The sequence below is a fragment of the Nocardia sp. NPDC058705 genome (assembly GCF_042749305.1).
GTDB lineage: Bacteria > Actinomycetota > Actinomycetes > Mycobacteriales > Mycobacteriaceae > Nocardia.
This window is the reverse complement of the sequence record NZ_JBHYRN010000006.1, coordinates 26,828-53,242: the sequence shown is the minus strand read 5'-3', so window position 1 is coordinate 53,242 and position 26,415 is coordinate 26,828. Positions and strand designations below refer to the sequence as shown.

Genomic DNA, 26,415 nt, shown 5'->3' with positions numbered 1-26,415 from the left:
CCCGATTGTCGACCGACCGATGGCCGAATGCGAACAACTGCTGCCGGGAACTGTACTGTGTTGCCCGGACGAGAGCACTGTTCGGGGGAGGAACCATGCCTTCAAAACCCACAACGCGCTGGCAGGTCAGCGGATACCGCTTCCTGGTGCGGCGAATGGAGCACGCCCTGGTGCGCCGGGATGTGCGGATGTTGCACGACCCGATGCGCGCCCAGACGCGTGCCTACGTGGTCGGATTGGTGCTGGGCCTGGTGGTCCTCGCCGGTTGCGGCATCCTCGCGCTGTTGCGCCCACAGGACAAGATCGGCGACAGCAAGATCCTGATCGCCAAGGAATCCGGCGGCGTCTATGTGGTCGTCGAGAACGTCGTGCATCCCGCGCTGAACCTGGCCTCGGCCCGGTTGGCGGCCGGTGAGGCGTCGAAGGCGGCGATCGTCAAGGAGTCCGAGCTCGGGAAGAAGCCGCGCGGTCAGCTGATCGGCATCCCGGGCGCCCCGTCGTCGATCCTGTACGACAAGGGCGGCAAGGGGCGCACGTGGACGGTGTGCGATCAGCTCAAGTCCGACGGCAGCGCGGACCTGACCACGTCGGTGCTCGCGGGTGACCCGAGTCTTGGTACCAAGGCGTCGAAGGTCGAAGAAGGCAAGACCATGCTCGTCAAGGGCAAGGACGCGACCTACCTGGTCTACGACGGCAAGCGTGCCCGCGTGAAGATGGACGATCCGGCCGTCACCCACGCGCTCGGCATCACGAATTTGACCCCGCGTCCGATCAGTGAGGGCCTGCTCAACGCGATTCCCGAAGTACTGCCGATCATCACGCCGGTCATCGACAATCCCGGTGGCACACCGTCTTACAACGTGAGCGGCCACAAGATCGGTGACGTGGTCCAGGTCTTCAACGAGCCCAACCAGAACTACGTGGTGCTCCAGGACGGACTGCAGGAGATTTCGACGCTGACCGCCCAGATCATCCGCAACTTCTATCCGACGATGATGAACGGCACGACCATTCAGTCGACCGACCGCACCTACGCGACCATCGTGCAGACGTTGAAGGTGCAGGACTACCCGCGTGACCGGCCGACGCTGATCACCGCCAAGGACCAGCCGGTCAGCTGCATGTCGTGGAAGCCGATCGCGGGCGCCACCGACAACGCCGACGCCACCGCGCGCGCCGAACTCACCTTGCTCACCGGCATCGACCTGCCGATCCCGGACAAGGCGAAGATGGTCGCTCTCGCGCAGGCCGACGGTGCCGGCCCCAATGCGGACACGGTCTTCATCCCGCCCGCCTCGGGTGCCTACGTCCAGTCCACCGGTATCGAACCGAACAGCCGCCGCAAGGACAGCCTGTTCTACATCGCCGACACCGGCGTCCGCTTCGGCATCAAGAACACCGATGCGGTCAAGGCGCTCGGCCTCGAGCAAGTCACCGCCGAACCGGCGCCGTGGCCGATCATCGGGCTGCTCGCGGGCGGGCCGACGATGGGTAGGGAAGAGGCGATGGTCGCGCACGACGGTGTCGCACCGGACCCGTCACCGGCCAAAAAGCCTGTCGCCACAGTGAATTAGCCGGGCGGGGTCGTCGGCTTCGCGGAATCCGCGCGGAGCTCGGCGACCTCGGTCCGCAGGGCTTTGACCTCGTCGACCAGTTCGTGGAGCAGGATCTCGGCGCGGTCGGCGGCGTCGTCGACGGTTTTGAGTTGTTCGACGACCCAGCTGGTCATGGTGCCGATGGCGAACGAGATCAGGCCGATGCCCAAGGTCATCAGGATCAGTGAGACGAAGCGGCCCTCGGTGGTCACCGGGTAGACATCGCCGAACCCGACGGTGGTCACCGTGACCGCCGACCACCACAGCGCGTCGCCGAAGGATTCGATCTTGCTGTCGGGTGCGCCGTATTCGGCGTCGAAGAACGCCAGGCTCGTCAGCAGCAGGATCAGCACGGAACTGGTGGCCACGAAGGTCACCAGGCGGGTGCGTGGGTGCGTCGCCCGGTTGAGAGCATCGAGCAGCAGCAGGGAAGCCCGCAGCAGGCGCAGCGGGCGAAACGGCGGCACGAGGACGACCAGCAGGTCCAACGGGTGCTTGCGAATGAACCGCGGCCGGTCGCCCGACAACCACAACCTGACCGCGAAATCGACCGCGAAGACCGCCCAGATCGCGATATCCGCCCACAGCAGAGCCGCATCGAGCGTCGGTGACGCATCGGTGTCGAGCACTCGCCACGCGTACATGACGACGAACACCACCGCGAGCACGATCAACGGCAGATTGGTCGCGCGCTCCCACCGCTGACGGCGGGTGAGAGCACGTTCGGTTGTTTCCATGCGGCTACCTGGGTCGATGGGGCTTAGGCTCCAGGACCGTACCCTGCTCTGTGGTCGAGCAGGTCAGAGATCGTCGGCCGACATTCCGAACTTGCGGCGAATCGGGAACGACGCCAGCACACCGAGGACCAGGATCAGGCCGATCGCGCCGGAACCGATCAGTGCCACGTTGCGCGCGGTGTTGTCCGGTGGCGGCGGCGGTGCCGGTACGGCGAGTTGCTGACTGCGGGGCGGGCTGGACTGCTTGGGTGGAAGTTCTTTGGGCACTTCGTTTGTCAGTGCCGCGACGGGATCGACCGCGCCGTAACCGATGTAGGGGTTCCAGCCCTCGGCCGGTGCGTGGGCGGTGGCCTGCAGCCGTTCGATGACCTGCTTCGAAGTCAGATCGGGGAACCGGTCGCGTACCAGCGCGGCGACACCGGCGACATATGGCGAAGCGAAACTCGTTCCGCTGTAAGCCATGTACTTGCCCTGGTTGTCGTACTTGCCGTCGGAGATGCCGCCGGTCCTGGCATCCAGGGACGTAATCCCTTCTCCTGGTGCGGCAATGCCGACCCACGGGCCGGGCACGGTGAACGACGACGGGGCGCCGTTGGCGCCGATCGAACCGACCGACAGCACGTACTCGTCGTACCAGGCGGGGTTCACGTAGGTGCGGATCGTGCTCCACAGATCCTGCGCGGGCTTGAGCGGGTCGGGGCCGGGATTGCCTGACTCACAAGCACCGTCGGAGTTGCCGGCGGAGCTGATGATCACCGCGTCCTTCTCGACTGCCGCGTACTGCACCGCAGCACCGAGCGCACGGAATGCAGGCTCGTTCGCCGGCGAACTGGTCGGGCAGGAAACCAGTGAGATATTTATCACTCCGGCGCCGAAGTCGGCCGCTCGTCGAATTGCGCTGGCGAGCGAGGAGACCTTGCCGTAGCCGTCCGGGAAGTCATCGGGCGACTTGTCTCGACCAGCGCCTTCTGCTTGGTAGAGCTGGCTGTTCTGGCGAATGCTGAGAATTCGTGACTCGGGTGCGACACCGGAAAAGCCTTGGCCTTCAACCTTGGTCGCGCCGATGATCCCAGCCACGACCGTGCCGTGCACATCGCAGTCCTCGGTGCCGTCGCCGCCTGCGGCCACGTAATCGCCGCCCGCCCACAGGTCGGGCAGACGGGGATGCGGTTGCACTCCGGTATCGATCACCGCGACGAGTTGCCCTGCGCCACGCGAGAATTGCCACGCACGGTCCAGATCGAGCGATCGCTGGCTGGTCGGAATGACCGCGAGCGAATTGCTCGCCTGCGTGCGGAAACACAGGCCGTTGGCACCGCTGCCCTTTTCGGTCTTGTCCGGCGGCGCGGCCGGATCACCGGCGGGCAGCATCCCGGGATCGATGGCAGGCGGCCGATCGGCATGCGCCGTGCCGTGCACACCGAACCCGGCGTTCAGTCCGACGACAAGAGCAACGGCCGTCAGTCGAAAGCCGAGCCTCACAGCCCGCGAACCAGCGAGTAGAGATCGGCGACCCAGAACACCAGCGGCAGCACCGCGGCGACGAACGCGTATTCGAGCAGTTCGACGGCCCGGCGCATCGGCGGAGTCGCGGACTGGTTCGGCAGGATCAAACCCATCACCAGCGCCGAGATCAGGATCACCAATGCGGCACCGAAAACGACCAGGGGCTGGCGCATTTCGAGTGCGACGCCGATCAGCATGATCAGCACGATCGCCGACCCACCCGCGATCAACACGATGGCCTGTTCGGCGCCCGCGTAGGTGCGGCTGCGGAACATCAGCACCACCGCGCACACCAGTGCCAGCGAGATGCCGGGCCAGTAGGGATCTTCGGCGCCCGCGTTGGTCGCCAGCAGCGCGCCGGCGACGGTGACCAGCGTGGTCGCGCTGACCAGGCCGGCGAGATAGTTTCGGGCGCGCTCCGACCGTGCGCGCAGGGCGTCGAGGGTCGGCAGGGCGCGGTGGTCGTCCGGGTCGTCCTCGGTGGGATCGATCGGGGTGCCGGGGGAGGGGACCGGCGGCAACGGCAGTTTCGCCAGCAGCATCGAAATACGCGGCGAGAGTGACAGTCCGGCCAGACCGAGCGCCGCGACGACCGCGCCGATCGCCTTGACCGGCTGATCGGTGAGCAATCCCACCAGTGCGGCGGGCGCCCCGAATACCGAGACGGTCGCCGCGCCGATGAACAGTGCCAGCCCGATGCCGGTGACCCGCCACGCGAGCACCGCGATGGCGCCGAGCAGTGCGAAGCCGAGCAGCAGATGCGCCGCACCGTAATGGTCGGGGACCAGCAGCAGGCCCGCGGTGAACGCGGTCGGCAGCGCACAGCCGCCGAGCACCAGTGCGGCCGAGGTGTCGCGGTACATGCGGCTCAGCACCGTGCCCGCCACCACGCACAGGATCGAGACGAACAGCGCCAGCGACCCGGATACCCAGAACGGCAACGCATCCGGTGCGGCGAGCAGGCCGAAGCAGCCGACCAGCATGGTGAGCGCGGCGAGCACCGAACCGGTGATGCGGGCCGTCTTCGGCGTCCAGCTGCGGTAGTGCTCGGCGTCGGCGACCGCGACGTTGTACATGATGTCGTCGAACAGTGGCGTCGGCGCCGCGTGCGAGGCGCTCTCCAGCATCAGCAGTTCGCCGTCGCGCACGCCCTGTTCGCCCAGGCTCAGCGAGTTCGAGAACGGCGGGTGGCCGATGCGCGCGAGCACCCATTCGGCGGGCTCGTAGCGTTCGCCGTCGTTGTCGAAATCATTCGATCGACTGTGCTGCGCGACCATGTCGACCACGCTGGGAATGACCAGGGCAACCGGCACATCCACCGGGATCGCCATGTCGACCTGTGTGTGCTTGGCCAGGATGGTCACTCGGGCAAGGTCCGGCGCGCGAACGATGCCGCGTGCGGAGTCCTCTTCCACATGATGATCGAGTCGCGCGTGCGTCAAAACTCCCCCAGTTCCGTCTCTACCTCGTGTTTCCGCTCGACCGCTCTTAACGGTCGACAGTTTGCGGAACCCACCGTTCGGACAGCAGAATGCCTGACGAACCATACGACATGTCGGCCGCGACCTCTACACTGAGCCCGTCGCGACGACAGATGAGCGAGTAGTCAAGCAGGGGGAGTCTTCGACCATGAGCACCGTCAGGTTCCAGCGCCGTGCCCGGCGCGAGATGCCGCGTACACCGGGTGGCGAGGTCACCTTGCAGCCGCCGCCGGAGATCCCACGGATCACTCCGGGCAACCTGCTGCAGAAGCTGATGCCCGTGGTCATGGTGGTCGGCATGGTCGGCATGATGGCGCTGATGTTCACCCAGGGCAGCGGCATGCTGTCCAACCCGATGTCGATGATGTTCCCGATGATGATGATCATGTCGATGGTCACCATGTTCGGACAGGGTGGCGGCAAGGGCGCCAAGGCCGCGGAGGCCAACGAGGACCGCAAGGATTACCTGCGCTACCTCGATCAGGTCCGTAAAGATGTCGATGAGACCGCCACCCAGCAGCGCGCCGCTGTCGAGTGGAGCCACCCCGAGCCCGGCCTGATCTGGATGCTCGCCGGCACCAGCCGGATGTGGGAGCGCCGCTCCGGCGACAAGGACTTCTGCCACGCGCGCATCGGCCTCGGCGGCCAGCGACTGGCGACCCGGCTGGTGGCCCCCGAAACGGGCCCCGTCGAAGAACTCGAACCCATCGCCGCGGTCTCGCTGCGTCGTTTCGTGCGCGCGCATTCCACGGTCCCCGACCTGCCCACCGCCATCGCGGTGAAGGGCTTCGGCACCGTCGCCCTCGACGGCGACCGCGCCCAGGCGCGCGACATGACGCGCGCGATGTTGTTGCAGCTGTGCATGTTCCAGGCGCCCGACCAGGTGCTCGTCGCCGTGGTCTGTGGTCCCGACACCGCCCGCGAGTGGGAGTGGACCAAGTGGCTGCCGCACACCCAGCACCCCGAGGTGACCGACGGCATCGGCACCCAGCGCATGTTCTACGGCTCCATCCGCGAGGCGATGGCCGGGCTGCATCCGCTGCTCGGCAACCGGGTGCGTTACTCGCGTAACCAGCCGAACAACCCGAACATGGTGCACGTGGTGATCGTCGTCGACGGCGGTCTGCTCGAGGCCGAGGACGACCAGCTGCGCGAGTCCGGGTTCGAGGGTGTCACCATCATCGACCTGTGCAATTACGCACCGCGCCTTGCTGTTTCGCGCGGCATCAAGATGGTCGTCGAGGACGGCGAGTGCCTCGGCCGCGGCGCCACCGGCAACCAGGAACGCTTCGCCACCATCGACCGGGTCAGTGCCGAACAGGCCCAGCAACTAGCCCGTCGTCTAGCCCCCTACCGTGCCGCTACCCAGCGCAGCAGCGATGTGGAGACCGACGACTCCGAGGTGATCTCGACCTGGTCGCAGCTGATGAGCCTCGGCGACATCGGTAACTTCAACCCCGCCAGCGCCTGGCGCCCCCGCTACGGTCGTGAACGTCTGCGCGTGCCGTTCGGCATCGGCGCCGACGGCGCCCCGGTGGAACTCGACATCAAGGAAGCCGCCGAGAACGGCATGGGCCCGCACGGCCTGTGCATCGGCGCGACCGGTTCCGGTAAGTCGGAATTCCTGCGCACCCTGGTGCTCAGCCTGCTCGCCACCCACTCGCCCGACCAGCTCAACCTGGTCCTCGTCGACTTCAAGGGTGGCGCGACGTTCCTCGGCCTCGACGGCGTCCCGCACGTCGCCGCGGTCATCACCAACCTCGAGGACGAAGCCGACCTCGTCGACCGTATGAAAGACGCCCTCGCCGGCGAGATGAATCGTCGTCAAGAGGTCTTGCGTCAGGCGGGCAACTTCGCCAACGTCTCCGAATACGAGAAGGCCCGCGCGGCAGGCGCCGACCTGGACCCGCTGCCCGCGCTGTTCGTCGTGCTCGACGAGTTCTCCGAACTCCTCACCCAGCACCCCGACTTCGCCGAACTGTTCGTGATGATCGGCCGCCTCGGCCGCTCGCTGCAGGTCCACCTGCTGCTCGCCTCGCAGCGCCTCGAAGAAGGCAAGCTCAAGGGCCTGGAATCGCACCTGTCCTACCGCATCGGCCTGAAAACCTTCTCCGCCAACGAATCCCGCCAGGTCCTCGGCGTCCCCGACGCCTACAACCTGCCGAGCACCCCCGGTGGCGGCTACCTGAAGTCCGACTCCGGTGAGATCCAGCGCTTCCAGGCCTCCTACGTCTCGGGCCCCTACGTCGGTGGCGGCTCGGCCCGCGAGGTCACCAGCGCAGGCATCGTCGGCGGCGAAATCGACGTCAACGCACGGCCTTTCGCCGCCACCCACGTCGGCTTCCGCGCCGCCGACCGCGTCCCGATGCCGGTCGAGGCCGAGTTCGAGCCGGAGCCCGTCGGCGACGAGAACGAGCAGATGTCGAACCTGAACATGCTGGTCTCGCGCATCCAGGGCCACGGCCGCCCCGCCCACGAGATCTGGCTGCCGCCACTCGACGAAGCGCCGACCATGGATCAGCTCATCCCACGCTCGATCCTCACCGGCGAGTATGCCGCGATCGCCACCCTGCGCGCCCCGATGGGCATCGTCGACCGCCCCTACGACCAGCGCCGCGACCCGTTCGTCGTCGACCTGTCGGGTTCACGAGGCAACGTCGCGATCGTCGGTGGCCCGCAGTCGGGCAAGTCGACCGCCCTGCGCTCGATGATCATGGCGATGGCGCTGACCCACACCGCCGAGCAGGTGCAGTTCTACGGCCTCGACTTCGGTGGCGGCACGCTGACCAGCCTGCAGGGCCTGCCCCATGTCGGTTCGGTGGCAAGCCGCCTCGACGAAGACCAGGTCCGGCGCACGGTCGCGGAGATGACCACGATCGTCCGCAGCCGTGAGGCGAAGTTCCGCCAGCTCGGCATCGAGTCGATGGTCGAGTTCCGTCGACTGCGTTCGATGGACCCGGCATCGAGCCCGGCCGCCCAGGGCGCGCACGAGGATCCGTTCGGTGACGTGTTCCTGGTCATCGATGGTTACGGCTCGATCCGCCAGGACTTCGACGCGCTCGAGCAGGTCATCATGAACCTTGCGGTGCAGGGTCTTTCGTATGGTGTGCACGTGGTGATCGCGCTCGCCCGCTGGGCCGAAGCCCGCCCGGCGCTGAAGGACCAGATCGGCACTCGCATCGAACTGCGCCTCGGTGACCCGATGGATTCCGACCTCGGCCGCAAGTTCGCGTCGCTGGTTCCGCAGGGTCGCCCCGGTCGCGGTATGACCGCCGAGTGCCTGCACATGCTCACCGCGTTGCCGCGGATCGACGGCTCGTCCGATCCGTCCAATCTGGGTCAGGCGGTGTCGGCCGCGGTCGAGACGATCGCCCGGATGACCCCGGGTCGTCCGGCCCCGCAGGTCCGCATGCTGCCCGACCAGCTGCCCCGCGAACAGCTGCTGTACCTGGCAGGCAACTGGCCCTCGCGCGTCGACCCGTCGACCAAGTGCATGCGCATCCCGATCGGTATCAACGAGGCCGAGCTCGCCCCCGTCTACATCGATTTCGCGGAGAGCCCGCACTTCATCATCATCGGCGATTCCGAGTCCGGTAAGACCACGCTGCTGCGCTCGATCATCGAGGGCATCGCCGCGTCGAACACCCCGAACGAGGCGCGCTTCATCGTCGGCGACTACCGCCGCTCGATGCTGGGCATCATCCCCGAGGGTTACCAGGCCGGATACGGTTCCACCGCACCGCAATTCACCCAGAACATGGCCGATCTCGCGGCGTATGTCGCCAAGCGGACCCCCGGTCCCGAGGTGACGCCGCAGCAGCTGCGTGATCGTTCGTGGTGGACCGGTCCCGAGCTGTACGTGCTCGTCGACGACTACGACCTGGTCGCCACCTCGTCGGGCAACCCGGTCTCCGCGCTCGTCGAGCATCTGCCACATGCGCGCGACCTCGGCTTCCACCTGATCATCGCCCGCCGCTCCGGTGGCGCCAGCCGCGCCATGTACGAAGCGACGCTGGCACGGATGAAGGACCTCGGGTCGGCCGCACTGGTGATGAGCTGCAACAAGGACGAAGGCGTCATGGTCGGCACCACCCGCCCGGGTCCCAAGCCTGCCGGTCGTGGCACGTTCGTCACGCGTAATTCCGAGGGCCTGGTCCAGACCGCCTGGATGCCGCAAGCCGAATGACCGTCGTCGAGCTCGTTGTCAGCGAAGCCAAAGTGTGGGCGCGTGGCGCCACCACCCACTGGGACGTCGCGCCGTCGGTGGTGTTGGCCAGCAACGGTTCCGACCTCGTCGTCGGTGAGCCGCTGACCCCGCCCACCCAGGCGGTGTCGGCGGTGCAGTACCTAGCCGGCGGTGTGATCGCGTTGCCGCCTCGGATGCCGACGGTCGGCCAGGCACTGTCCGCGGTGCTCGGGGCGATCATGGATACCCTGCGTGTCACGCCGTTGTGCGAGCGGATCGTCGTCGTGCATCCCACCTCGTGGGGTCAGCCCGAACTCGACCTCTTCGGTACTGCCGCTGGGCAATTCACGCACGAGGTCGTATTCGAGACGTGTGCGCTGCGAGCCTCGGCGGTCGACGTCACGGCCAGCCGCAGCCGCCGCACGGCGATCATCGAGTTCGGCATGCTGTCGACCTCAGCGTCGTCGGTCGTCTACGACACCAACGGCAGCCATGTCGAGGCAGTCGAGGTGGAACCCGATCTCGCTGCCGCCGAACTTGCCGACGAGGACGGCTTCGGCCACCTCGCGGGGCTGCTCGGCCGCCTGCTGACCGATCGCCCCGCCGATGTGGTCCAGGTGTTCGGCACCACCGATCCCGCCGTGCTGGCCGCGGTCACCGCCGTCGTCGAAAGTGTTTGCGGCGCAGGCGTAGCCGTGAGTCCGCTGACGGGAACGGATCTGGCCCGCCCCGCCCAGAAGGCTCCGGCCTACACCCCGACCATCCCCCCGGCCGCCGAGTGGATGCAACCCCTGCGCGAACGCGCCGCGGCCACCAACCCGGTCGACCGCCGCCCCCTCTACCTCGGCGCCGCGGCGTTGGTCGCTGTCGTCGCCGCGGCGGCGATCGGCGGCTTCTTCCTGTTCGGCTCCAGCGACCAGGAGGCGACCGCGGCGGTCGCGACCACCACGGCCCCGCCGACTTCTGCGTCGGCATCCAAACCGCCGACGTCATCGAAGCCCAAACCCCCACCCGCTCCCCAGACCCTCGGCAAGGTCGTCGTCACCATCCCATCCGGCTGGCACAGCACCACCGCCACCGACGCCCGCATCGACCTTGCCCCCGACGATGCCGCCCGCCAACGCATCACCATCACCCAGAAACCGGTCTCCGCGGGCGCGGGCTACGACGAGGTCGCCGCCGCTCTCGCCGCCCAGATCGCCAAAAAACCCGCGGGAACAGTCACCCCCGTCCGCCAAGATGTAGTCTTCGCGGGCCGCCCCGGCCTCTCCTACGAAGAACACCCCGCCGACGGATCCACGGTCCGCTGGCAGGTGCTGGTCGAACGTGGCGTCCAGGTCAGCGTCGGCTGTCAGTACGCCGAAAACGGTTGGGACGGTGTCATGTCCGCCTGCGAGCAGGTCGTCGGAGCGGTTCGCGTAGGCCAGTGAAACGCACACTCCTCGCAGCACTACTGGCAACCAGCACCCTCGCCTGTAGTTCACCCGACCTGTCGACCTCGAACGCCCCGTCGTGCCCCACCGGCATCCCCTTCGCGACCTCCGCACACCCCGACGGCTTCACCATCCACGCCCCGCACCTCCCGGGCTGGAAAGTGCGGGAGGTCGAGGGCGGCGGCGGCTTCGTACTCCACCATTTCGAGACCACCGAGGGCGACACCCCGTCCTTCGCCATGGCCACCGTCACCGCCATCACCTTCGTCCCCGCGAAAACCGCCGACGACGCCTACAACACCCTGCGAAAGCTCGGCCCCCACGCCGCAGGCTGGCAGCAATCACGCTCCGACGACGTAGAAATCTGCGGCAAACCGGCCCGCCTGACCACCGGCGTCAGCGCCGATTTCCACACCGACTACCTGGACATCGCCCACCCGCTAGGCGACAAGTTCTACCCGATCCAGATCGCCACCCAGATTCCCGTCGCCAACGTCTCCCGCTACCAATCCGACCTGAACACCATCCTGAGCGGCATCCGGATCAGCCCGTAGGTGAAACGCTCAGTCCGGTAGAAGTCGTACCGGATGACGATGCCGAGTGCGTACGGCACGAAAATGTGCGCGTGGGATCTCAACCAACTCCTCGACGGCTCACGTTATCGGTGCGAGCTTGGGCAGCCAGCTCGTCAAACGTGCATCCGACGCGACGCAGAGCGTTCGCGATCGAATGCCGAATGTCCTCGGCACTCAGTTCGATCACTGAGCCCTGCGGCCCGATTAGTGCGGTCATCCTCGCCCCTTGTTTGCACCAGGCAACTCAGAAGGTCTGACAAGCGGCCAAATTTCTTGCAATGACATTCTCGAGCTCGCGGTGCCAGCAGGTGGCTGATCGCGCGGACCGGCGTCCGATAAGGGTCAGGAGAGAGTTTCCTCGAATGACGAGGCAGTGAGGATCTGATCGGCCCACCGATGCAGGTCGCTGGGATCGGCAGACCTGACGCGACGAATGATCGATTCGGGCACATCACCGAATTTTCTCCCGAGCAGCCGGATCAGCAAGTCGGCTTCTCCCTCGGCTCTACCCTTGGCCACACCTTCGGCGCGCAGCATTTCCCCGGTTGTCATGATGACCTCCTTCGCGTGCGGATCGAGTCGCCTGATCAGCGGATCGAAGTCCGCCGGTGCTGTTTCGCCGACAGTCATAATGTACGTGACAACGGCCTGCAGGTCACTGTCGCCGCCGGGGGCTTCGGCCATGGCGGACAGGTCGGCGACCAGCGGCATCATCGTGACTCCGAGGTCCTTGCGTCCCAGGGCGTGCTGTTGGACGAACAACATCACCCGGACGGCTGGGGTCAGCGGGCGTTTCTGGAGTTCGGCCAGGTCGGTGCGTGCGATGTCGTCGAGGATGAACCGCATGTGCGGGACGAGGTCGCCGAGTGATTCGCGCAGTGGTGCGGATAGAGCGAACAGTTGTGAGAGGTCCGTTGGCGCTGTCCACCGGTATCCGCGCGGGCTGGTGTGGAGTACGACCGGGATGACGATCGGCAGAGTCTTGGTGTTGGGGTGGGTGTCGACGTACTGGGTCCAGATGTTGACCATGTATTCGGTCAGGCGCAGGGCCATGGGGTGGTCGTTGCTGCTTTGGTGTTCGATGAGGAAGTAGATGATGGCTTGTTCGCCGTTGATTTCGGCTGAGAACGGTAGGTCGGTGTAGCGCGACCGGAGTTGGGGTGAGACGAAGCTGCCCGGCAGCAGGCGTAGGGTTTTCCAGTTCACCTGTTGGACAAGATGTTCGGGCAGAACCGAGCGTAGTTCCGAGGCGGCGTTGGCTGTTCGGCCGAGGATGTGGCGCGTGAAGGCGTCGTGGGGGTTCGATGGTTGCTCGACCATGTCTGCAGCCTACGCTGTGGCCGGTTTTTCCTGATCGTCGATGATATGGAACATGTTGCTGGACTTGAGAATAGATGTCTTGCACGCCGTGCGGACATGCCAGGTTTCTCGCAGCAGCTTTTCCTGGGTCGCAGTGGCCGCAGGTCTCTGATCGCAGGAACCGCCTCGATTCGGGTTCGGTGACTTGCGCAAGTACGCTCGCTGCGGGTCGCGTGTTCATCGGATGCGGACCGTGAATCAGGGAGGGGACCATGACTTATCCACCGCCGCAGCAGGGTCCAGGTTGGGTGCCGGGGCAAGGCGCGCCGCAGGGGTATGCCGGACAGCCGCCCTACCCGCCGACGCAGCCACAGCAGGGCATGCCGCCGCAGTATGGCGGTCAGCCCCACCCGCAGCAAGGATGGGGTCAGCCGCCGCAGCAGGGCTGGTCGCCCCAGCCGCCGCAGCAGAACCCATGGTGGAAATCGCCGCTCGTGTTGGTCGGCGGTGCTGTCGTGGTGATCGGTGCGCTGGTGGTCGGGGTTGTCGCGGTCTCCAGTGGCGGAGACGCCGAAGCCGGGACGGTCGCAGCGTCCTCGTCGGCGGTCCAGGAAGCGCCCTCGGCACCGACCTCCGCGAAGAGCACCTCCAAGACGGCTCCCACGTCGAGCAAGGCTGCCCCGCAACCTGTTTCGGCGGATGCCAAGGCCGTCCTCGATGCACTGCCCGCACCCCTGCGTGAAGTCGTCGCGGTCAACAACATCACCGAGAAGGCTCCGATCGGCAACGACCCGTACGCGGTACGAGTGGTGTTCACGGTGCCGGCCAAGAACAGCCTGACAGTCGGACTCCTGCGAACCGCCGTCGACATCGACCGCTACCCGATCGCCTGGATCGACACCAACCCGGACAAGCTGCTTCGTATGTGGAGCAGTCAGCACCCGGAGTGGTTGATCGACAAGGGCGAGAAGAAGTTCCGCATCGACGACACGATCCCCGGCGGTGGGGCCACGGTGGAGACCTTCAACACCACAACGAAGCTCTACACTTCGACGTCTGGGTTCAAGGACAAAGACTCCGCCTTGAAGTACCTCGAGCGCGCGGCGTTCTGACGGGGTCAGTTGGCTCACGACCAGGTGAGCAACTGCAAGACCTCGCGGCTGATGAACCCCCGGTCCCGGCCGACTCTCGTCCTCCAACGTCCCTGCCGCAGCCAGTCCCGCTGAGCCAACTCGTCGCGGTGGGCGAGACGTCTCAGCGGGCTTGTGTTGATCAAGCGTGTAGGTGTCGACGTAGCCATGGCTACCTGGCTCGAGAGACAAGGCGATATGTAAAGTTTCTGGCGATTTCTTTACACGTCACGCGGACATGCAAAGTTTCTTGCAACGACACCTGACGATGGCGAAGTGGTCGCCGTGATGGTCGGTAACGCACCTCTTGGTCGACGGCGCGCTATCAAGGGGGCCTGCTGAAATTGTTGCTGTAGAGGTCAATTCGGCGTGGCAGCTCAGAACCGCCCGGCGAGGGCGTGTTGTGCTCGCCAGCTTCGAGGTCGCACTGCAGGCCGCGATGCGATCCGGGCGCCGTACCCGTGCCGAGCCGGTGTTCGTGGCGACACACCCACCTCTCCATCACGTGGTGTCTTGGTGGTAGAGCCGTAGCGCCGAAAGCAGGGGTTCAGCTAAGGTGGCCTCGTTGGCTCGTGCACTACGGAGCCGGACACACGCCAGGGGAGTAGCGGGGGGAGATATGAACGACGTGCAGAACGTCAAGTCTGAGGCCGTGCCAGTCGGCCCCGTATACGCCTCTGACCAGGTTGTCCTGTCTTCGACGCGCACCTACTACATGCTGACAACGGGGGCTACCGTGACCGTGCGCCAAGGTTTTTTCGAATCGATGGAACCGATCGGGCACCGCGCGCGTCCAACTATATGAACGAGGCCAAACCGACCCGCGACGTTGGCCGTGACGAGGGAGCAGAGCAATGACCAATTTCAGTTCAGATATGGGCGGTCTCGATTCAGAGGTTGTCCGGTTTGTCGATCGCCACGGCCAGATCGCTGATGCGATCAAGGCGCTCAAGAGCCGCGAAGACATGATCACCGATGGATCGAACTGGAAGGGTGCGGCCCGTGACGCGTTCAACGCGTTCATGGAGCGGTACTACTTCCAGGCTGACAAGATGAACGATCAGCTCATGCAGACGTCGGAGAACCTGCGGAAGATGAGCGGCACTCTCACCGATCATGACTCGGAGTTCTCGTCGAAGGTCAATCAGCAGGTCTCGAGCCTCGACCTTCCTGCAGTCTAAAAGTCGCATCTCACGACCTTCGAAAGGAAAATTGCTATGACCATCATTTCCGCCAATTTTGACGGCGTCGCTGAGGGCGCCAGGCAGCTCGTTGCTGACGCCGAGCGTCTCGCCGCCGACCTCCAGGACTTCCACAAGCAGGTCGACGCCTTCTTCCAGGAGCAGGGCGGTCAGGCCAAGGAAGCCGTCATCGCGTACCAGGCCACGTGGAACCAGCACGTTCAGCAGTTGAACGAGACCCTCCAGGGCGCTGGTCGTCTCGTGGATACGGGCAACTCCGAACTCCAGGACAAGGACAAGGCCCTCGCCGGCCTGTTCTGATCTCCAAACGGTTCGAGCCCCTACACAGTGCGTGTAGGGGCTCGAACCTTTTGTGCCCGTAGCGCTTCTACTGACTATTAGCCAAGACCGCGTACTGGGCCGCGGCACGCTGATGTGCATCGGGAAGCTGTTGGCTCTGAACGTACGCGACGTAGCGGCGGTACTGGACCGCGCAGGAGAAGCGTTTGACCTCGTCCATAGGGTCCTTGTTCTCAGTGCATTTCACCGAGGTGAGCTTCTCCGGCGCCTCAGCGGGCTTGTATGCATCGCCTACGAACATCCCGTCGAGCAGAGTCTGAGCCGCGTCGGTGTCCCGGGTCCGGATAATATAGGAATCCCAGGACCGGCCGAACTGATCGGCTCCTACCTTCTTGTACAAACCCTGAATTTGGAGTAGGTCGCGGCGTGTCTGCAGAAATCCTTGCAATCCGTACGAGGCAAATAGTCTCGCATCAGGAGAGCTGAGTTTCTGGGGGTTGAGTGTGCGTTCCAGGATCCGTTCGGGATCGCTGGTCAATTTGACGACCTCCACGGGCGACAAGGGTTTCAACTTGTCAAGACGTGGCAGCTGCGCATCGAAGACCCTTTGAATCAAGTCCGTCAGCTTATCTGCCTCCGCCTCAGCTACGCCAGCCTGTACATTCACCACGTAGCTGCCGTGGGACAAGGTGGAAACCATACTCGCCACGCCTGGGCGCCAATGTGAATGGGCGCCGGGATACTTACCCAGTGGAACTCGAATGTTGAGATCGGCGGCCACATCGAAGTCCAACCGCTCGATCTCGGTTGCTGCGCGCTCGGCAGTTGTCGCATCAGGAAATTGCATGACGGAAAGGCCGAAATAGGTCGGCTTGCGATTCCGCAGGTAATCCGCCAAACTTTCGTCGCCAGGGGCTAGCGACATCACCGCAAATTCTTTTATGTCGGAGTTTCCGGTGGCGAACCCGTACAGCATGTTATTCGGCTCGAGCGCAGGGACTACTGCCTTGGACATGACTCCCGGAGTGCCCGAGTCGATGCTCTCGAATGAACCGAAGGTCAGCTTCGGATCGACCTCCTGTCCGAGAACCAGGCTATCGGCGAGCCGCATCGCAGCCAGCCTCCTCCCGAATGTGAACGAGGGATTGAACTCAGAATATTCGCTCAGCGGTCGCGTCGGGTATTTTCCGGTATCGAGTTGTCGGACATCGATCTCTGCGGGTGCGGCACTCCCGCCGACCTGGGAACTACACCCGGTCATGGCAATGACCGAGGTGACGACTGCGATGGTAGTTTTCAGCTTCCGCATGAGGTGGGGATCCTTACCGTTCATCGGCTACTTACCAGCCACCAGCATGAGGTACTGAGCGGATACCCGTTGATGCACATCGGCCAGCTGATTCGCTGAGATGGTAGCGGCGTACCGACCTGACGCGAGGGCGCACTCGAACCTGATGACGGATTTGGACGTTCCCTGATACTCATAGCATTTCGCGGTCGGAATTCCGGGGGGTGACGAGGTCAACGTGTACAGCTTGCCCCGGGCCGAGCGGTTCTTGACCAGTTCGATTGCGGAATCGCTGTCGCGCGTACGGAAGAGGAATCCGCCGTTGTAGCCGACAAGGTCTACACCCAACTCTTCGAACAGTTTCTTGTCTTCGCTGATTCGGTCGGATACATGCAAGAAACCCGGGATACGGTATACCGCAGGTTCAATCGGGTAGAGGGTCTCTTCGTTCGCCGCTGGAACGGTCATCCCGAGTATTCCGTCGATATCCTTTGGAAGGCTGTCCCACCTGTCCTGGGGCGTTGGCGCAAAATCACGCAACCGCGAGCCGATGACTTCGATGCTGCGCTCAGCCTTATGGGCCATCGATGGTAGATCCGCTGCGGAAACTTCATTCGCCAGGTGGTCTGAAATGTAGGAATAGATAACGAACCGGCCACTCGGGGCCGATGAATGCAAGCTGGCATACTCTGGGCTCCAGAATGCGCGAGCTTCCGGATACTTCGCGATCGTTGTATCAAGGTATTTGTCGGGATCACTTCCAGGTTTGTTCTTTCCCAACTCAGCCGCGGCGTTCTTCGCTGCCTGTTCGTCGCTGAACAACATGACGAGATTCTCCACCTCGTAGGAGATGCGCCGGTACTTGTCTGACCGCGCCGACGAGCGAAATCCGGTGATGAATCCGGGCGTGGCAGCTGTGAATTTGCTTGGCTCGAGGTTAAGCACCCGAGATATAGCGAATGAGTCGGGTTTTGTGAAAGGCCGAACCTTGTCGTAACTGTAGGTAAAGGTGAGCTCTGGAAAAATATCGGTCGGCAGCGGAATCTGATCTGCGAGTCGCTCGGCCTCGATAACCCGCGGGCCTCTTGCGTCACCGAGCGAGGCGGCGTCTATCGGTCCCGTCGGATAGTTACCTGCATCGATTTTATCCTGGTCCGTGGCGGGTATCGGATCATTCGTCGGCACCGGTGCACTGCCGCATGAAGCAAGGGCTGATATCGCAATCAGACAGGCGGCAATCGACATGATGGATCGGTATCTACTAGAACTTGCCCGAGATCGGTCATTCGATATCAACGGTCCCCCTGCGATGGTTCTGTAAAAATTGGAAAGATGTCGTCCTGTGAAACTGGATGACATGTTATTTACTTCGTCTGCGCAGTCACTGGATCTGACTGTTCGCCAAGAGGGCGTATTGTGCCGCCGCTCGCTGATGCGCGTCTTGGATTTGGTCGGCCTCGACAACTGCAACATAGCGTCGATACTGCACGGCGCACAGGAACCTTTTACGCTCTCCAGTGTCAACGAACTTGTCGTTCAGCCGGGGGTCAGTGTTCTTGGCGCACTTGGTGTCCGGCAGTTGGGGCGGTGAGTCTGCAACCTCGGAGGACGGGACGAAAACCGCGATGGCTTTGTCGCGAAAGGTCTCCGCTGCTACGTCGTCACGCGTTCGAACGAGTTCGGTTCCCCATGATCGCGTGAACCGGTCGGCGCCGGTCTCCGAGTACAGAGCTTCGTTCAGTTGCTGTTCGCGATTCAGCTGGTAGAAGCCGACTTTGTCCACGGTGAAATATTCATCCTCGATCTGCGCGAAGTTCGCCTTGGGATTCAGCGCTCTGCGAAGCATTCCGTCGGGATCCGGCGGAAGTCGGAGCATATCGGCCGGCGAAAGGGCAGGAAGCTTGTCCAGTAACGATATTTGGGTGCGATAAGTCTTTTCTGCGAGTGTGATCAATTGCGTCACGTCGTCGTCGCGAACACCAACATGGATATAGATAACGTAACGTCCGTGAGCCAGAGTTGATCCGAGTGTCGGAACCCCTGGGCGCCGGTGACTGGCGGCGGATGAGTAATTCGGCAGCGCGACAGCTTGATTCTGGTCTGCAGCTACTGCAAAGTCTGCGGCGGACATATCCTTCGCGACCCGTTGAGCAGTTTCTTCGTCTGCGAACTGCAGCACAGTGATGCCTGAGTATCTCGGCTTCAAGCGTTCGCGTTGGCTCTCGCCAATTGAGTGATCACCTGCACGATTAGAGGTGATGGCGTAGTCTGATTGATCGGTGCTTCCGCTGGCCCAACCGAACAGCATCTTATTGTCCTTGAGGACATCCCTCGTTGCCTTGCTGAGGTACAGAGTTGCGGTACTCGGTGACGTGAGGGGACTACCTGCACCATATTTGAAGTCGGTATCAATATCTGTACCGAGCGCCATGCTGCTCGCGAGTCGATTGGCCGCTAGTAGCTGCGCGGTCCGCATACTCGGGGTGAATTCGTAGATGGTATCTATCGGTTCGACCGGGTATTTTGCGACGTCGAGCGTTCGAACGTCGATCTCACCCGCGGTTTCAGTTCCGGAGACAGTTGACCCGCACCCGGTGGCTACGATCGCTATCGTAGCCATCACGCACGTCTGCGCTATTCTGGAAAGCATCGGGTTCCTTGGCTTTGGAGAGTTGGGCATTATTTACCATTCGCCAAAAGTGCGTACTGGGCAGAGATTCTTTGGTAGGCATCGGTCATCTGGTTGGCGGATATATCCGCCGCATACCGATCAAAATTGACACTGCAGTAGTAGCGCATCCTCGATTTTGCCGTTGGATTTTTCAGCTCGTAACACCGTGCGATAGGCAGCCCGGGTGGAGCGGAAATTTTTCGGTAGAATTTGGTGAATGTGGCGTGCTGGTTTGTGACGGCAGCGGCTGAAGCTGCATCCTTGGCTCGGTACAGATAGCCGCCGTTGAATGCGACGCGATCGACGCCAGCGGTTTCGAACAGGGTGCGATCGAGTTCGGGCTGCCGTGAGATCTGCAGGCCACCGTGCCGGTCGTATACGCCCGGAATTGTCAATCCCGGCACTTGATCGTTGATGGCGGGGACAGTGCGAGCAAGCATGCCATCCCAGTCGGGCGAAGTTGATTCTCGTTCTCGCGGCGCGGCTGGTTTGAACCCGGAAATCTTGCCGGGGATTGCAGTGAGACTCTTGGTGACAAGATCCATCATTCCAGGAAGGTCTGTTTGAGATAGCTCGCTGCCGAGGTGGTCCCAAACTGCTGTGAAGATGATGAACTGTCCCGCGACATACCACGACCACAATGTTGGGCGATCGCCTTTCCAGTAAGCGCGTGCAGTGGGGAACTGGGAAAGGGTTACACCTGTCTTTGTCGGATCGGCCGCCAGTTCTGAATCTACGATGGTGTTCATCGCGGTGGATGCCGATGCTTCATTGTCGAATATCAGGACCCGGTTCTCCAGTGTTGTCGACAACGAGTACTGCGCGTCGGAGTTGGCTGTGCTGGTGTATCCGGAAATGAACCCTGACAGGGCGTTTACATGTGGTGTCAGATCTGACCCTACCCATGAGCCCATGCTCTGGTGGTCGATCGTTGTGAACACCCTGGGTTGAATTGAACTGTAGTATTTCAAGCGGGGATCGATATCCATCGGCAATGGAATATGATTCGCAAGCCTTTGGGCTTGGACCGCACGTCCCTGGGCGTCGTCGATCGGTCTTTCGAGCACTTGTGGGACCGTGGCGTAATTTCCTACCTCCAGCTTCTGGAGGTCTATCTGAGGCTCAGATGCAGTTGGAGTCGTCGGCCCTTGTCCGCTGCTGCATGCTGTTGCGAGGAGCAGTCCGATAGCTGTAGCTGTGGCCGTGAAACCGCGTATAGAAGCGTGGGTCAGGCGCGGTCGCTGTTGGTGTAGTTTCAACACATCCCCCATTGTTTTGGAACCCAACGCTAGCGAATTTTCGATTTCAGGGTTGGTACCAGTTGGTCAATCAGAGTACGTTCGGAGTCCGTCGACCAATTTCGCATCGATGAGACCGTCGCAGGCACATCGATGGGAATCACAGTCGCTCGCGAGCTTGTGATTCCGTACGGGAGACCGAGAAGTCCACCGCCCCCGGCTTTTTCGTCGCTCCTCAGCACGATGACATAGCTGTCGTCCGGTGCTTCGAGCGAGCCCGAACTGTCGGTCACCTGCTTGGGTGAGGGTTCTCCCTCGGTATTCGTGTATTCGAAGTTGTAGACGAATCCCAGCTTCTCCAAGAACTGTGTCTGCGGGCTGCCGGACAAATACACGCCGTATTTTCCCGGCTGCTGCGTGACATCGAGGAGCGTCACAGTCTTTCCCTGGAACGCGGGATTGTCCTTGCGCGCCTGTTCGAGCGGCGACAGCGCGGCCGTTGATGCACTGGTGGTTGTGGGACCCTCGGTCGGGGTTCCGGATCCGCTGGTGGCCCAGATGCCCGCTCCTGCACCGATGCCGACGACGAGCACAACGGCTCCACCTATCGCTGCTAGGCGCTTGGTCTTGTTCGGTGGGGTGGGAGTCGAGGACGTGAGGCCGGGCAGCGATGTGTTTGCTCGCGGGTCGGTGTACTCGCGCGGCGGCATCACCTGGATCGGGTATGTCGGTGAGGTGTTGTGGCCGACCGGGTTGAAGCCGGGGACCAGTGCGTTCGCGGCGGCGTCGGTGAACTCTCGGCAGGTGGAGAACCGTTCGGCGGGGTTCTTGGCCATCGCTCGGGCGAACACGTGGTCGATGGCGTGGGGGAGGCCAGAGCGGACGGCGGTGGCCAGGGGCGGGGGCTGGTGGAGGTGGCCCATCATGACCATCGCGGGTTGGGCTGCGGGGTACGGGTTCTGTCCGGTGAGGAGTTTGTAGAAGGCGCAGGCGAGGCTGTAGATGTCGGCGCGGTGGTCGAGGGCGGCGCCGCTGAGTTGCTCCGGCGGGGCGTAGGCGATGGTAGCGAGGAAGCTGCCGGTCTGGGTGAGTTCGGTGGCGTCGTCGGTGGACTTCGCGACGCCGAAGTCGGTGAGCAGGACGCGTTCCTCGTCACCGTCGGTGCTCGACAGCAGGAAGTTGGCGGGCTTCACGTCGCGGTGCAGCATGCCTCGGCGGTGGGCGTGGTCGAGACCCTTGCCGACCTCGGTGGTGATGCGCAGCGCGCGCAGGGGGGTCATGGCGTGTGGGTCGCGGGCGAGCTCGGCGGCGGCATCGGTGCCGTCGACATACTGCATGGCGATCCACAGCTGGCCGTGTTCCTCACCGCGGTTGTACACCGAGACGACGTTGTTGTGGTCGAGGCCCGCGGCGAGGTTGGCCTCGCGTTGGAAACGGGCACGGAATTCGGGGTCGCGGCTGAGCTCGGCGCTGAGCACCTTCAGTGCGTCCATGCGCGGCAGGCTCGGGTGTTTGCCCAGGTAGACGGTTCCCATGCCGCCCGCGCCGAGAATCCGTTCGATGCGGTAACCACCTACGACGGTTCCGGGGTTCAACGCCATGATCCACTAACTCCTGATTTGCGGGCAACGGCCGCCTTGGGCAACGCCTGAGGATATCGTCAGAGTTGTCACGAGCCGACCTAGGTAACAGTCTTGGCGATGGTCGGTACGAGAGTGTCCACAAGTCGCTCCGGTGATTGTTCGGTCCACACCTGGAAGGCTTGCACAGTCCCGATGTCGTCGACGACGACGATCTTTGCCTTGGTGTACATCAATCCGGACGGTAGTCCGCGCAGTCCGCCGTTGCCCGCTTGATTGTCGGTTCGCAGCACGATGATCACGTCCGAGTCGAACTCCGACGACGACGCGCTGAGTGACAGCGAACGCGGAGCCGTTTCGGTCCCCGCGGCCTTGTACTTCGGGGTGTAGCGGAACCCGATGTCCTGCAAGAACTTTGCCTGCGTTCCGCCGTCCAGATAGACCGACAGCGCCGATCCGGTATAGCTCACCGCGGTAATCGTCTTGTTGTCGAATTGAGGGTACTTCTCCCGTACATCGGCGTACATGCCACGACTGCTCGCGGCCGCGTCATCGGACGGCCTGGTGAGCAAGTACGTCGCGGATCCGACTGCGAGTGCGAGAACGACGGCGAGGATCGCGGGTACGAGAAACCTTCGGCGACGACCGTTACGAGCGCTACCGCTGTTGTTATGCAGGGTGTCGACGAGGTTCTGGTCGGTAGGGGGCTGATTGCCCCAGGCGGCGACGGGGGCGGTCGCAGTCGGGTAGGAGCTACCTGTGTAGTAGCCCGATTGTGTCGGGTGATGCGGATCCGTCGATGGTGCCCGAGACGTTCCGAGGAGCGCAGTCTCGGCATCACGGGTGAACTCCCGGCAGGTGTTGTATCGATCGGCCGGATCCTTTGCCATCGCTCGGGCGATGACCCGATCGAGCGCGGGAGGTAGGTCCGGACGAACGGCTGTCACCCGGGGCGGTGGTTCGTGGAGGTGGCCCATCATGACCACGGCCGGAGTATTCGCGGGATACGGATTCTGCCCGGTCAGCAGCTTGTAGAGCGCGCAGCCGAGACTGTAGATGTCTGCCCGGTGGTCGAGTGGGCTCGCGACGAGCTGCTCTGGTGGGGCGTAGGCGACCGTGGACATGAAGGTTCCGGTCGCGGTGAGGTCCTGGTTGTCCTGCGCCGACTTGGCGACACCGAAGTCGGTCAGGAGCACCCGCTCCTCTTCGTCGGGGTCTTCGGGCTTGGAGAGCAGGAAATTGGCCGGCTTCACGTCGCGGTGCAACAGACCACGCCGGTGCGCGTAGTCGAGACCCTTGCCGACTTCGACCACGATCCGCAGTGCCCGCTGCGGAGTCATGATCGAGGGGCCCTTTTTCACTTCGTCACTCGCGTCGACGCCGTCGACGTACTGCATGGCGATCCAGAGCTGGCCGTCTTCCTCGCCGCGGTTGTACACCGCGACGATGTTCGGGTGGTCGAGACCGGCGGCGAGGTTGGCTTCCCGTTCGAACCTGGCGCGGAACTCCGCGTTGGTGGAGAGATCGGCGCTGAGCACCTTGAGCGCGTCACGTCTCGGCAGAATCGGGTTCTGGGCCAGGTAGACAGTGCCCATGCCACCACTGCCGAGCATGTTGAGTATTCGGTATCCACCGACAATCGCGCCGGGCCGCAACGCCATTCAGTCCTCCTCCACGGTCTCGAACGCCCGGACGACGAGCCTTCGAACGAAAATCTAGCAAGTGGGCGACAAGTCCTCGACTCGCTTCGGGTCGAGCCGACCCCGCGACCTACTTGCCGGTGAGCATCGCGTACTGGGCGTTCACTCGTTGATGAAGGTCCTGTAGCTGAAGCCCCTCGAGCTCGACCAGGTACCGGTCGGTGTGAAAAGAGCAGAAATTCGTTGTGGTGGTTTCGGTCTCGTTGACCTTCGTCGCGAAGGTATGACACGAAACGCGGTCACCGAGGCCGGTGGGAACATCGACCGGCTTGTACAGCATGTTCGCCAGCTCACTCTGTTTCGCCGAGGATTTTCGCTCTTCCCAGTGGCGTTCAGCGGCTTCGCGGGTGCGGCTTCGGAAGATCAGCGCCTCACCGAAGGAGATCAGATCGACCTCGAAGTCCTGCATTCGAGCCAGGGTGGCCGGCCCTGCCAGGGAAAGTAGTGAGAGGACTCCACGGCCGGTGAACACGCCGTCAGGTTGTGCTCGCACAGGTTTGTCAGGACTGGACGGGAGGGTACGACTGAGAATCCCGTCGACATCGAGCGCGATGGTGGACAACTCCGCTGCCGGAGTGGGAACGAACTTGTCCAGCAGCGGCAATTGGACATCGAGCATGCGCTCGACGTGGGAGGTCAGAGCCGGGAGATCGGCGGGCTGACTCTCGTCGTCCACCTTGATGAAGACCACATAGCGATCATGGACGGTCCAGGAACCGATCGATGACACTCCGGGCCGCCAATGTGCCGCTGTCGCTGGGTGTTTGGTGATCTGTACCGGCTGGTTATCGGCGTTGAAGGTGAAGTCGTCGTGCTCGAGCGTCGGTCCGACCTGGCGTGCTGTCGCGGCATCGGGGAACAACAGGACCGCGAGACTGATGGTCCGGTTCTTGCCTTCGGAGTTGGGCGCGGTCGACCAGGAGTGCACCCAGCCGGCGGTGAGGTCCTTGGCGACATCGTCGAAGGTGTCGTTGATGACCATGCGCCGCAACCCTTTACCGTTGAGCGCGATCGGGCTGGTGAAGAATCCTTCGTCTACCACGTAGGCCGGGTCCGCTTCGAAAGGAAGGGCGACGTAGTCGGCCAGTCGTTGCGCCTCGCGTGCGCGGGCTTGCATGTCGCTCTTGGCGTTGCCCACCGTGCGCGGTGCGAAGGGGTAGTTGCCGACGTCGAGCGTGCTCTTCGCCGGAATTGCCTGTTGTGCCTCGCCGGACACTGTCGTGCCGCACCCTGCGGTCAGCAGCAGACAAGTCGCCAGCAATGCCGTTGCGGTGCGGGCGGACCTACCGCTGATGCGACTCACCGCGGTCACCGGTCGACCGCGAGGAGCTTGTACTGGGCAGCGGTCCGATGGTGCAGGTCTTGGACACTCGAGGCGGTGACGCGCGCCAGAAAACGGTCGTAGACGACATAGCAGATCGGGGTGAGGCCCGAGCTGCTCGCTGAGGAGTCCTTCCGGTCGAAGCACTTGGCATCCGGTAGGTTTCGCGGGCTGTCGATCGGCTTCATGAACCGTGAGTACGGCTCGATCAGCGCTGCCATGAGGCGTTGCGCGGCCTTCGTGTTCTCGGCCCGGTACACCCGCGCGAGCGTGGACTCGCTGGAGATCAGATCAACCCCGGCATCCACCAGAGCGGGCTTGGTCGTTCCCGGGAACTCGTCTCGGGCCAGGGCGGCCTGTGTCGGTTCCACCGCTCCCTCGGGGACCAGGGGGTCGATCCGGTGGTCTTCTTCACCCGGCAGTGTTCGGCTCAGCATCCCATCGGTGTCGATGGGCAACGCGGCAATTTTGTCGACCGGGGTCGGGGAATAGCCTGCCTGCATCTCGATGATCTTCGCGTACGCCTTCTGTGTGAAGTCGATCGCCGCGGCGGGGTCGGGCGGTTCAGTCATCGGATCGTCGATGCGCACGCCGAAGACCATGGGCCCCTTCGCCATCCACGAGTCGAGGACGCTGCCGGCCCAATTGTTGCGGGCAGCGGGATAACCCGGGATCTCAACGCGCTGACCGGTGCCCAACTTCTGCTGCTTCGCTGGGATTCGCTCGGCTGCGATCGCAGCCTGGGCCTCGGTTTCGAATCGGTAGACATGGATCCATGCCTGGCGACCGAGGAAGGGTTGTTCGCGGCGTTCACCACTGGATTTCCACCCGGCGATCAGGCCATCGGTGACCTCATGGAATTCTGCGGGGTCGATCTTCGTCATCGATCCGGGGAGCTTCGAGGTCGATCGCAACCGCGGGGAGTTCAAGCGCTGGAATGCATAGCTGCGGTCGACGTCGTAGGGCAGCGGGACTGCCGCACCCAGTCGGACCGCTTCGATGGCTTGACCGGTCGCGTCGGCCTTCGACATGTTCGGGTCGCGCGGTGTCGACTGATAGCTTCCGGTCTCTAGCTGGCTCAGATCGACGGATGGCGTCGAAGATTCACTGTCGGCATCGCTACCACAGGCACTGGCGACGGTGACAACGGCGATCAGGGCGGCACAGAGTCGCAGGTTAGGGTGCATTGTTCGT

19 protein-coding genes are annotated in these 26,415 nt (G+C 63.5%); 7 read left to right on the top strand and 12 right to left on the bottom strand.

The window, feature by feature from the left end; all coding sequences use genetic code 11:
* Positions 1–95: 95 nt before the first annotated feature.
* A complete protein-coding gene (eccB, locus tag ACFW6D_RS10720) occupies positions 96–1,574 on the top strand; it encodes a type VII secretion protein EccB (RefSeq protein WP_379326943.1) in 1,479 nt (492 codons plus the stop codon).
* Here the strand turns inward: eccB and ACFW6D_RS10715 are convergent.
* The 3 genes from ACFW6D_RS10715 to eccD form a co-directional block, all read right to left on the bottom strand.
* The gene (locus ACFW6D_RS10715; RefSeq protein ID WP_379326941.1) at positions 1,571–2,332 is read right to left on the bottom strand and encodes a potassium channel family protein; all 762 of its coding nucleotides are present in this window, start codon (positions 2,330–2,332) and stop codon (positions 1,571–1,573) included. The two genes, eccB and ACFW6D_RS10715, sit on opposite strands and share 4 nt — an antisense overlap.
* 63 nt (positions 2,333–2,395) lie before the next feature.
* A complete protein-coding gene (gene mycP / locus ACFW6D_RS10710; protein ID WP_379326939.1) occupies positions 2,396–3,814 on the bottom strand; it encodes a type VII secretion-associated serine protease mycosin in 1,419 nt (472 codons plus the stop codon).
* Positions 3,811–5,280 carry a type VII secretion integral membrane protein EccD gene (eccD, locus tag ACFW6D_RS10705; protein ID WP_379326937.1) on the bottom strand — a complete coding sequence of 490 codons (1,470 nt, stop codon included), beginning with the start codon at positions 5,278–5,280 and terminating at the stop codon, positions 3,811–3,813. Before eccD ends, mycP begins: the two co-directional genes overlap by 4 nt.
* Before the next feature lie 187 nt (positions 5,281–5,467).
* Between eccD and eccCa the strand changes: the two genes are divergently transcribed.
* The 3 genes from eccCa to ACFW6D_RS10690 are packed head-to-tail and all read left to right on the top strand — an operon-like array spanning position 5,468 to position 11,492.
* Positions 5,468–9,505, top strand: a complete 4,038-nt coding sequence (eccCa, locus tag ACFW6D_RS10700) for a type VII secretion protein EccCa (RefSeq protein WP_379326935.1) — start codon at positions 5,468–5,470, stop codon at positions 9,503–9,505.
* Complete coding sequence (locus ACFW6D_RS10695; protein ID WP_379326933.1) at positions 9,502–10,935, top strand: type VII secretion-associated protein; 1,434 nt, start codon at positions 9,502–9,504, stop codon at positions 10,933–10,935. Before eccCa ends, ACFW6D_RS10695 begins: the two co-directional genes overlap by 4 nt.
* Positions 10,932–11,492 (top strand): hypothetical protein, encoded by a 561-nt coding sequence (locus tag ACFW6D_RS10690; protein WP_379326931.1) that lies wholly within the window; start codon positions 10,932–10,934, stop codon positions 11,490–11,492. Before ACFW6D_RS10695 ends, ACFW6D_RS10690 begins: the two co-directional genes overlap by 4 nt.
* Before the next feature lie 363 nt (positions 11,493–11,855).
* Here the strand turns inward: ACFW6D_RS10690 and ACFW6D_RS10685 are convergent, their stop codons facing one another.
* Entirely contained in the window at positions 11,856–12,833 is a 978-nt protein-coding gene (locus tag ACFW6D_RS10685; protein ID WP_379326929.1) for an Rpn family recombination-promoting nuclease/putative transposase, read from the bottom strand.
* A gap of 251 nt (positions 12,834–13,084) precedes the next feature.
* Between ACFW6D_RS10685 and ACFW6D_RS10680 the strand changes: the two genes are divergently transcribed.
* The 3 genes from ACFW6D_RS10680 to ACFW6D_RS10670 all read left to right on the top strand — a co-directional run bounded on the left by ACFW6D_RS10680 (position 13,085) and on the right by ACFW6D_RS10670 (position 15,444).
* Positions 13,085–13,924, top strand: coding sequence for a hypothetical protein (locus ACFW6D_RS10680; RefSeq protein WP_379326927.1), 840 nt, complete (start codon positions 13,085–13,087; stop codon positions 13,922–13,924).
* Between the two features lie 872 nt (positions 13,925–14,796).
* Positions 14,797–15,123 (top strand): WXG100 family type VII secretion target, encoded by a 327-nt coding sequence (locus tag ACFW6D_RS10675; protein WP_379326925.1) that lies wholly within the window; start codon positions 14,797–14,799, stop codon positions 15,121–15,123.
* Positions 15,124–15,159: 36 nt separating this feature from the next.
* Positions 15,160–15,444, top strand: a complete 285-nt coding sequence (locus ACFW6D_RS10670; protein ID WP_063004978.1) for a WXG100 family type VII secretion target — start codon at positions 15,160–15,162, stop codon at positions 15,442–15,444.
* Positions 15,445–15,511: 67 nt separating this feature from the next.
* On the opposite strand, the gene ACFW6D_RS10665 is transcribed toward ACFW6D_RS10670, so the two are convergent.
* From ACFW6D_RS10665 to ACFW6D_RS10630, 8 genes are all read right to left on the bottom strand, one after another.
* Positions 15,512–16,732 carry a hypothetical protein gene (locus tag ACFW6D_RS10665; RefSeq protein WP_379326923.1) on the bottom strand — a complete coding sequence of 407 codons (1,221 nt, stop codon included), beginning with the start codon at positions 16,730–16,732 and terminating at the stop codon, positions 15,512–15,514.
* Between the two features lie 27 nt (positions 16,733–16,759).
* The gene (locus tag ACFW6D_RS10660) at positions 16,760–17,956 is read right to left on the bottom strand and encodes a hypothetical protein (RefSeq protein WP_379326921.1); all 1,197 of its coding nucleotides are present in this window, start codon (positions 17,954–17,956) and stop codon (positions 16,760–16,762) included.
* A 136-nt stretch (positions 17,957–18,092) separates the two neighbouring features.
* Positions 18,093–19,361: a hypothetical protein gene (locus ACFW6D_RS10655; RefSeq protein ID WP_379326919.1), complete on the bottom strand. Its 1,269-nt coding sequence runs from the start codon at positions 19,359–19,361 to the stop codon at positions 18,093–18,095.
* Positions 19,362–19,390: 29 nt separating this feature from the next.
* Positions 19,391–20,371: a hypothetical protein gene (locus ACFW6D_RS10650; protein ID WP_379326917.1), complete on the bottom strand. Its 981-nt coding sequence runs from the start codon at positions 20,369–20,371 to the stop codon at positions 19,391–19,393.
* Between the two features lie 299 nt (positions 20,372–20,670).
* On the bottom strand, positions 20,671–22,221 hold the full coding sequence (locus tag ACFW6D_RS10645) for a serine/threonine-protein kinase (protein WP_379326915.1): 1,551 nt from the start codon (positions 22,219–22,221) through the stop codon (positions 20,671–20,673).
* Positions 22,222–22,301: 80 nt separating this feature from the next.
* Positions 22,302–23,861, bottom strand: a complete 1,560-nt coding sequence (locus ACFW6D_RS10640) for a serine/threonine-protein kinase (protein ID WP_379326913.1) — start codon at positions 23,859–23,861, stop codon at positions 22,302–22,304.
* A gap of 109 nt (positions 23,862–23,970) precedes the next feature.
* Positions 23,971–25,203 (bottom strand): hypothetical protein, encoded by a 1,233-nt coding sequence (locus ACFW6D_RS10635; RefSeq protein WP_379326911.1) that lies wholly within the window; start codon positions 25,201–25,203, stop codon positions 23,971–23,973.
* A gap of 5 nt (positions 25,204–25,208) precedes the next feature.
* Positions 25,209–26,408, bottom strand: coding sequence for a hypothetical protein (locus ACFW6D_RS10630; protein WP_379326909.1), 1,200 nt, complete (start codon positions 26,406–26,408; stop codon positions 25,209–25,211).
* Positions 26,409–26,415 lie beyond the last annotated feature (7 nt).

Excerpts from the sequence above, each read along its gene's own strand:
- eccB (WP_379326943.1), top strand. The coding sequence starts at position 96 with ATGCCTTCAAAACCCACAACGCGCTGGCAGGTCAGCGGATACCGCTTC.
- ACFW6D_RS10715 (WP_379326941.1), bottom strand. The coding sequence starts at position 2,332 with ATGGAAACAACCGAACGTGCTCTCACCCGCCGTCAGCGGTGGGAGCGC.
- eccCa (WP_379326935.1), top strand. The coding sequence starts at position 5,468 with ATGAGCACCGTCAGGTTCCAGCGCCGTGCCCGGCGCGAGATGCCGCGT.
- ACFW6D_RS10695 (WP_379326933.1), top strand. The coding sequence starts at position 9,502 with ATGACCGTCGTCGAGCTCGTTGTCAGCGAAGCCAAAGTGTGGGCGCGT.
- ACFW6D_RS10685 (WP_379326929.1), bottom strand. The coding sequence starts at position 12,833 with ATGGTCGAGCAACCATCGAACCCCCACGACGCCTTCACGCGCCACATC.
- ACFW6D_RS10680 (WP_379326927.1), top strand. The coding sequence starts at position 13,085 with ATGACTTATCCACCGCCGCAGCAGGGTCCAGGTTGGGTGCCGGGGCAA.
- ACFW6D_RS10675 (WP_379326925.1), top strand. The coding sequence starts at position 14,797 with ATGACCAATTTCAGTTCAGATATGGGCGGTCTCGATTCAGAGGTTGTC.
- ACFW6D_RS10670 (WP_063004978.1), top strand. The coding sequence starts at position 15,160 with ATGACCATCATTTCCGCCAATTTTGACGGCGTCGCTGAGGGCGCCAGG.
- ACFW6D_RS10665 (WP_379326923.1), bottom strand. The coding sequence starts at position 16,732 with ATGCGGAAGCTGAAAACTACCATCGCAGTCGTCACCTCGGTCATTGCC.
- ACFW6D_RS10660 (WP_379326921.1), bottom strand. The coding sequence starts at position 17,956 with ATGTCGATTGCCGCCTGTCTGATTGCGATATCAGCCCTTGCTTCATGC.
- ACFW6D_RS10655 (WP_379326919.1), bottom strand. The coding sequence starts at position 19,361 with ATGCTTTCCAGAATAGCGCAGACGTGCGTGATGGCTACGATAGCGATC.
- ACFW6D_RS10650 (WP_379326917.1), bottom strand. The coding sequence starts at position 20,371 with ATGGATATCGATCCCCGCTTGAAATACTACAGTTCAATTCAACCCAGG.
- ACFW6D_RS10645 (WP_379326915.1), bottom strand. The coding sequence starts at position 22,221 with ATGGCGTTGAACCCCGGAACCGTCGTAGGTGGTTACCGCATCGAACGG.
- ACFW6D_RS10640 (WP_379326913.1), bottom strand. The coding sequence starts at position 23,861 with ATGGCGTTGCGGCCCGGCGCGATTGTCGGTGGATACCGAATACTCAAC.
- ACFW6D_RS10630 (WP_379326909.1), bottom strand. The coding sequence starts at position 26,408 with ATGCACCCTAACCTGCGACTCTGTGCCGCCCTGATCGCCGTTGTCACC.